The organism is uncultured Dialister sp., assembly GCA_900314595.1.
Classification (GTDB): domain Bacteria; phylum Bacillota; class Negativicutes; order Veillonellales; family Dialisteraceae; genus Dialister.
The window spans coordinates 1-7,412 of the sequence record OMVW01000060.1; the positions used below are offsets into that span (position 1 = coordinate 1).

The following is a 7,412-nucleotide window of genomic DNA, read 5'->3' on the forward strand; positions in this document are numbered from 1 at the left end:
TACTATCTGAGCTTAAGGAATAGATGTAACAATGTAGCGCCGTATACGAGGACCGTACGTACGGTGCAATGGGAGGGCTAATAACTCTACCCTATTATGGATCCCATTGGAGTTCCCAGCAGGCGAACCCCGCTATACCCTCATGGCTCAGGTCGGACTGCCTTGAGCGTCCCAAGTCGTTACCCGTATGCAAAAATCCTTATTTCGTGAAAGGCTCATGTCGGATTGCTTCAAAAGTCTGAAGTCCCCATGGTCAGGCTGTTTCTGCCCGTCAGCGGGAATTGTTCAATTGCTTACGATTGCTATAAGTGCTATAATATCGTCTGTTGTTTTATAAGAATTTCCTCTGAAAAGGGGTCTTTCTATGGTATAATAATATAGATATTTTGCAAGCGGGAAGAGGTGGGATTTTGGAGAAACATGTCATCATCAGCGTGACTTCGCTGCAGCGGGACGAGAATGGGAAAGACGAGAAAATTTCCCTGGAAACGCCCGGCCTTTATGGGGAAACGGAAGATATGAAGTACGTCACCTATAAGGAAACGAAGCTGGCCGGCATGGAAGGCACCACCACCACCCTCCGCATCTATGAAGACCGGGTCAACCTGATCCGGGAAGGAAGTTTCAACCAGAATCAGCTCTACAAAGTGGGCGAATTGTCCCGCTCCACCTACCGCACCCCTATGGGCGACCTGGAAGTCCTGGTGACCACGAGGGATCTCGTGAATACCATCGTAGACGGCACTGGCGAGATGCGCCTCACCTATGACGTGGAACTGAAAGGGTTATTCAACCATTTGAATGAAATTATTGTAAACGTTCGGGAGGATCCGGAATTTCATGGAAGTCAGAGAAGAATTAAAGGAAATCATTGAGAAAGCCAAAGACGCGGCCGTAGCGGCAGGCGAGCTTCCGGAAGGCAGCTATGCTCCTGTGCAGCGCCTGGAAGTGCCGAAGGAAAAAGAATTCGGCGACTACTCCACCAATGCAGCCATGCAGTGGGCCAGGACCGCGCACCGTGCGCCCCGCCTCATCGCCCAGGCCATTGTGAAACACCTGGATACCCCGCTGGTAGCAAAGACGGAAATCGCAGGCGCAGGCTTCATCAATTTCTTCCTTGCCAAAGATACCGTATACACGGAACTGAGAAATATTCTTTCCGCCGGCCCCTCCTATGGAGACCTGCCGAAGACGCAGAAAGATAAAATCCTGGTGGAATACGTTTCCGCCAACCCCACGGGCCTCCTTCATATCGGCCATGCAAGAGGCGCAGCCTACGGATCAGCCATGATCAATCTCCTTCGCGCAGCCGGCTATGACGTACTTTCCGAATACTACGTCAACGATGCAGGCAGCCAGATCGACCACCTGGCCGAATCCATCAATGCCCGCTACCTCCAGCTCTGCGGAATGGACGCAGAAGTTCCCGAAGACGGGTACCACGGGGCCGATATCATCGATACCGCCCGCCATATCCTGGAAAAAGACGGAAAGAAATACCTGGATATGGATGAAAAAGACAGGATTGCAGCCTTCAAAGACATAGGCCTGGCGGAAAAACTGGCAGACCTGAAAAAGGACCTCCACGAATTCAACGTGGACTTCGACAACTGGTTCTCCGAACGGTCCCTCTATCCGGACCAGGTGGATGCAGCCCTCAAAGTCCTCAAAGATGAAGACAATATGTATGAAAAAGACGGTGCCCTCTGGCTCCGTACGACGAAAAACGGCGATGATAAAGACCGCGTAGTCATCCGTACCAATGGCGTACCGACTTATTTCTGCTCCGACATCGCCTATGTAGGAAATAAAATTCGCAGAGGCTACAACAAACTCATCGATATCTGGGGAGCCGACCATCACGGATACATCATCCGCCTGAAAACAGCCATGAAATTCCTGGGCTACAACCCCGATGACTTTGAAATCATGCTTCTCCAGATGGTCACCCTTTTAAGAGACGGCCAGCCGGTGAAAATGAGTAAGAGAACCGGCCAGGCAGTCACCCTCCGGGAACTGATGGACGAAGTCGGAACCGACGCAGCCCGCTATTTCTTCTGCGCAAGGACCCTGGACTCCCAGATGGATTTCGATATCGACCTGGCCAAGAAACAGTCCGCCGACAACCCGGTTTACTACATCCAGTATGCCAATGCACGCATTCACTCCCTCTTCCGCCAGGCAGAAGAAGCCAAAGTCACCTGGGATCCCACCTTCAAAGACGTGGACTTCACAAAACTTACCGAAGAATGCGAACTGGACCTCATCAAAAAGATGGAAAACTACCACCAGCTCATCGCAGGAGCTGCCGCAGAAAGAGCGCCCCAGCGCATTGCGAAATACGCCTACGAACTGGCAGCCCTCTTCCATCACTTCTATAGAGCCTGCCGGATCCTCAATGTGGAACCGGAAGTCACCCAGGCCAGACTTGGCCTCATCACGGCCGTACAGTATATCCTGGTCCATGCCCTGAACATCCTGGGCATCTCGGCACCTGATCATATGTAATCATATTTCCTTATTTCCAAACCTATAAAAGGAGGTCCCATGACTAAATACATCTTCGTAACAGGCGGCGTTGTTTCTTCCCTGGGCAAAGGCATCACTGCCGCATCCCTGGGCAGACTCCTCAAAAACAGAGGATACAAAGTCACCATCCAGAAATTTGATCCCTACATCAATATCGACCCCGGCACCATGAGCCCGTACCAGCATGGCGAAGTATTCGTCACCGACGACGGAGCTGAAACAGACCTGGACCTCGGCCACTACGAAAGATTCATCGACGAAAACCTCTCCAAGGCATCCAATGTGACCACCGGCAAGATTTACCAGTCCGTCATCAATAAGGAAAGAAAAGGCGAATACCTGGGCTCCACCATCCAGGTCATTCCCCACATTACCAATGAAATCAAAGAAAGAGTCCTCCGCGTCGGCCGGAACGACAATGCAGATATCGTCATCACCGAAATCGGCGGAACCGTAGGCGATATCGAATCCCTGCCCTTCCTCGAAGCCATCCGCCAGGTCAAGAAAGACGTACCAAACAGAAACGACGTCATTTACATCCACGTGACCCTCGTACCCTACATCGAAGCAGCCGATGAACTGAAATCCAAACCCACCCAGCACTCCGTCAAAGAACTCCGCTCCATCGGTATCCAGCCGGACATCATCGTATGCCGCACAGTCAAAGCCCTGCCGGACGATATGAAACGGAAAATCGCCCTCTTCTGCGATGTAGAAAAAGAAGCAGTCATCAACAACCTCACCGCTGCCTCCATTTACGAAGTACCCCTCCTCCTCCAGCAGGAAGGCCTCGACCGCATTGTCCTGAACAAACTCGGCCTCGAAGACAAACCCTGCGACATGGAAGACTGGAAAGAAATGGTCCATCGCATCCTTAATGCCGAAGACGAAGTCAATATCGGCCTCGTAGGGAAATACGTCAAACTCCACGACGCCTACCTCTCCGTATGCGAAGCCCTCTCCCATGCCGGCTATGCCTTCGGCAAGAAAGTCAAAATCCACTGGATCAACTCCGAAAAACTGGAAGAAGAAAAACCAGACCTCGACGAAGTATTCAAAGACATCGATGGAGTAGTCATCCCTGGAGGCTTCGGCTACCGCGGAGTAGAAGGCAAGATCGATACCGCCGGCTACTGCCGCACCCACGGCATCCCATTCCTGGGACTGTGCCTCGGCATGCAGTGCGCAGTCATCGAATACGCAAGAAACGCCTGCGGCCTTGAAGGCGCCAACTCCTCCGAATTCGACGAAAAGACCCCCTATCCGGTCATCGACCTCATGCCCGACCAGGAAGACGTGACAGAAAAAGGCGGAACCATGCGCCTTGGCATCTACCCCTGCAAACTGGCAGTAGGCACAAAGACAAGAGAACTCTACGGCAACCAGGAAATCGTCTACGAACGTCACCGCCATAGATACGAAGTATCCAACGACCTCCGTCCCCAGCTCGAAAAAGCAGGCCTCACCATCAGCGGCACCTCCCCGGACGGACGCCTCGTGGAAACCATCGAACTCAAAGACCATCCATTCTTCGTGGCTACCCAGGCACATCCGGAATTCAAGAGCCGCCCGAACAGACCGCATCCCCTCTTCTACGGACTCGTCAAAGCAGCCATTGCACGTAAAGAAGGGAAATAAGATCCTTTTAGAAATAAGAAACCCCGCCCATTCGGGCGGGGTTTTTGCGTGGGGAAAACTGACTGGGGAGTATGGATGATCAACTTATAGTTGGAAGGAGGCTATATGGTCAATTGACTTTTGAATCGGGGATATCGGGAATCTCGGGATTATCGGGACTATCGGGAAGGTGGCGCTGCAATAGCAGCGCGAATATATATGGGGGATGTGCACAGGCGAGTTTGAAAAGCCCGTACAAGCCGAAATGTTCAAGGCTCCCCAGGCTTGGGGAGCTGTCTGCGGAGCAGACTGAGGGGTCGTACTACAGGTACAAGTCGAAAATGAGGCTGACTGACGGAACAATTTTGCTCCAATTGCCTCTACCGGCAAGCAGGCAGGCTCTCCCTCGGGAACACCCGCGAAGGGGTGAGAGGGCAAATCGATTCGAAGAATCGATATTCTAAGGTGGCGGCCTGATGCGGTGGTAATGTTAAGATAAGAATGTACAGAAACTTCAACTTAAGAATGTACAAATTTCTGTTCTGAATGGCGCCGTTTGGGATGAAATTGTATGTAATTATGTTGGATTTCTGTACCGCCTCACCGTCCCCACCCGGTGGCTGCAGACACTGCCCTTGACGGGTTCTGGGCAAAATGCTAGAATTCCGGCCCCGCTTCGCTGGGCCTTGTCCAGCTGACGGCATTTTGCCCAGGTTCAGTCAAGGGCCGGGGGACAATGGGGTGATTATTTCCATTTTGGCTCTAGCCAGGGAAGAGTATTTTCCAGAATAATATAGACAGCCAATTCTCCGTTGTTAAGAAGGAGGTATTGTCATGTCTATTTGTTCATTCCTTGCCAGCCAGATTTATATCGACGAGAATCTCACACTCAAGACTTTGTATGAGTACAGGAAGTGGAGAGAGAGTATGTTTTGTCTTGATGAGTCCGTACCAAAGCCCAATTTCAGCCAACTTGCCCGCCAACTGCATGTTGATCGGCGAACCGTCAGAAAATATTACATGGAAGGTCCACCTTCAGGCAAACGCAATCGCAAGTGCCTTGCCGCTGCATATGAAGAAACCATCCGAGAGCTGCTGGTTCCATTAATCGTAGGAGGTAAAAATAAGGGAAAAACATTCAGATACATTCGGCATTTATATGACCACATGAAGAAACATTGTGGCCTGAAGATAAGTGAAGGCGCTTTTCGAAGGTATATTCAGTCAGTCCCCGAGTTTGCCTGCTATTTTCGCGGCGGAAGTTCACGTAATATTGTTATCCGCTACGAGACCGACCCAGGAGATCTGGCTCAGATTGACTGGAAGGAATCGATCCCAATGGAAGTCACTGACCAAAAGCTGCCGGATCTTAAAGTTCACGTCTTTGTTTTCAAAATGGCTTATTCTCGGACAGTAATGCTGAAGTTAACACTTCAGATGACTCAGGATGTTTTATTCAGCAGTCTGACTGAAATATTCGAAACCCTTGGTGGAGTGCCTAAACGGATTATGGTGGACAATATGAAAACCGCCATGGAAATCCCCCGAACCAGGGGAAATCCTGGAAAAGTCAATGCTAAATTTCAGGAATTCGCCAAAGATTTTGGATTTGAAGTTGTCCCCTGTCCTGCCCATCATCCGCAGGAAAAAGGAAAAGTCGAGTCTTTTATGAAAAAGCTGGATATCCTTCGGGCCTGTTCCGGCAAAGTGACCCTGGAAGAACTTCAAAGGGTCGTAGCCACTATTGCTGCCCAGTATAATCTGACAGAAAACCCGGGTACCGGCCGGCCGCCTCTGGAATTACTGGAAAAAGAAAAGAGTCTCCTATTGCACCTGCCAGGGAAACAGATAAGAGACTCCTATAAATCCCTCAAAGGCCGAGTCAAAGTGAACCGATCTGCCCACATAGTCTACCAGACAAACGAGTACTCGGTGCCACCCCGGTACATCGGTAAATACCTGGAAGTATCGGTCTCTGACGGATTTCTCTATCTGTATCATAACACAGAATATGTAGCCCGGCACAGACTGAGTACTGGAACCCATATAAAAAACTACCTTGCTGAGCATGAAATTGCCCTCTGGCAGATGTCCTTTCCCCATATGGACAAGGAAAAAGCCAGTGAAGCAGCCCTCAGCAATTTGAAAAAGATAGGAGCACTCTATCATGTTGATGCCTGAAACAACCAACTATGGGCGTCTGAAACAGAATCTGGAATACCTCCAGTTGTGGCAGATGTCCACAGGCCTTTCAGATGTCCTTCAGGAAGGAGCCGACAGCCACCTCTCAACAATTGAGATGATGCTGCGACTAACCGATCTGGAAGTAGAGAAAAAGCAAAGGAACCGGGCCGAAATGATGGTCAAGGTTGCATGCTTTCCCTCACCAAAGACATTGGATACCTTTGACTTCACCTTTCAGCCAAAGATTGACGAGAAACAGATTCGCAACCTGCATGAGCTGGGATTTATAGACCGGCAGGAGAATATTGTATTTCTGGGAAACAGCGGGGTCGGCAAGACCCATCTGGCTATTTCTCTTGGGATGACTGCTGCCCGCAATCGGATCAGTACGCTGTTCATCAAATGCAATGATCTCATCAGCAATCTGCATAAGGCAAAAACTGAGCATCGTCTGACAGACAGGTTGAAATTTTATGCCAAGCAGCGTCTGCTCATCATAGATGAACTGGGGTACCTGCCGCTGGATGATGGAGATGCAGACCTTCTATTTCAGCTTATTGACATGAGATACGAAAAGAGAAGTACCATCATTACCACAAATGCAGCCTTTGATGAATGGCCGGATATTCTCAAAGATGAACGAGTGGCAAGCGCCATAGTGGACAGGGTGTTGCATCACTGTACAGTCATCAGTATTAGTGGCCAGTCTTACCGTCTAAAGGATTATTTTACGGAGGAACAATAATTCGTACACGCTTATCTTGATATTTTTGTACATTCTTAAGTTGAAAAAAATGTACATTCTTATCTTGACATTTACATGCGGCGGGAGTATGGATGATGGACTTATAGTTGGAAGGAGGCTATATGGTCAATTGACTTTTGAATCGGGGATATCGGGAATCTCGGGATTATCGGGGTTATCGGGAAGGTGGCGGCCTGATGGCCGCCGAGTATATATGGGGACTTTGCACAGGCGGAGTGAAAATCCCGTACAAGCCGGAATGTTCAAGGCTCCCCAGGCTTACTATAAAACCATTATCCCGAAAAACCCAAAAAAGGGCGCACTTACCCCAGGGTCC

General features: G+C 50.0%; 6 protein-coding genes. All 6 read left to right on the forward strand.

Going from position 1 to position 7,412, the window contains the following annotated elements:
* Positions 1–410 precede the first annotated feature (410 nt).
* Complete coding sequence (locus tag QZN42_RS09635) at positions 411–875, forward strand: DUF1934 domain-containing protein (RefSeq protein WP_296957095.1); 465 nt, start codon at positions 411–413, stop codon at positions 873–875.
* Complete coding sequence (argS, locus tag QZN42_RS09640; protein ID WP_296957097.1) at positions 841–2,508, forward strand: arginine--tRNA ligase; 1,668 nt, start codon at positions 841–843, stop codon at positions 2,506–2,508. The genes QZN42_RS09635 and argS overlap by 35 nt, the downstream gene beginning before the upstream one ends.
* Before the next feature lie 39 nt (positions 2,509–2,547).
* On the forward strand, positions 2,548–4,167 hold the full coding sequence (locus QZN42_RS09645) for a CTP synthase (protein ID WP_296957100.1): 1,620 nt from the start codon (positions 2,548–2,550) through the stop codon (positions 4,165–4,167).
* Positions 4,168–4,980: 813 nt separating this feature from the next.
* Complete coding sequence (gene istA / locus QZN42_RS09650) at positions 4,981–6,327, forward strand: IS21 family transposase (RefSeq protein ID WP_296957103.1); 1,347 nt, start codon at positions 4,981–4,983, stop codon at positions 6,325–6,327.
* Positions 6,314–7,075 carry an IS21-like element helper ATPase IstB gene (istB, locus tag QZN42_RS09655; RefSeq protein ID WP_296957106.1) on the forward strand — a complete coding sequence of 254 codons (762 nt, stop codon included), beginning with the start codon at positions 6,314–6,316 and terminating at the stop codon, positions 7,073–7,075. The genes istA and istB overlap by 14 nt, the downstream gene beginning before the upstream one ends.
* Positions 7,076–7,163: 88 nt before the next feature.
* A partial coding sequence (locus QZN42_RS09660; RefSeq protein ID WP_296957108.1) for a hypothetical protein occupies positions 7,164–7,412 on the forward strand: 249 nt, incomplete at its 3' end.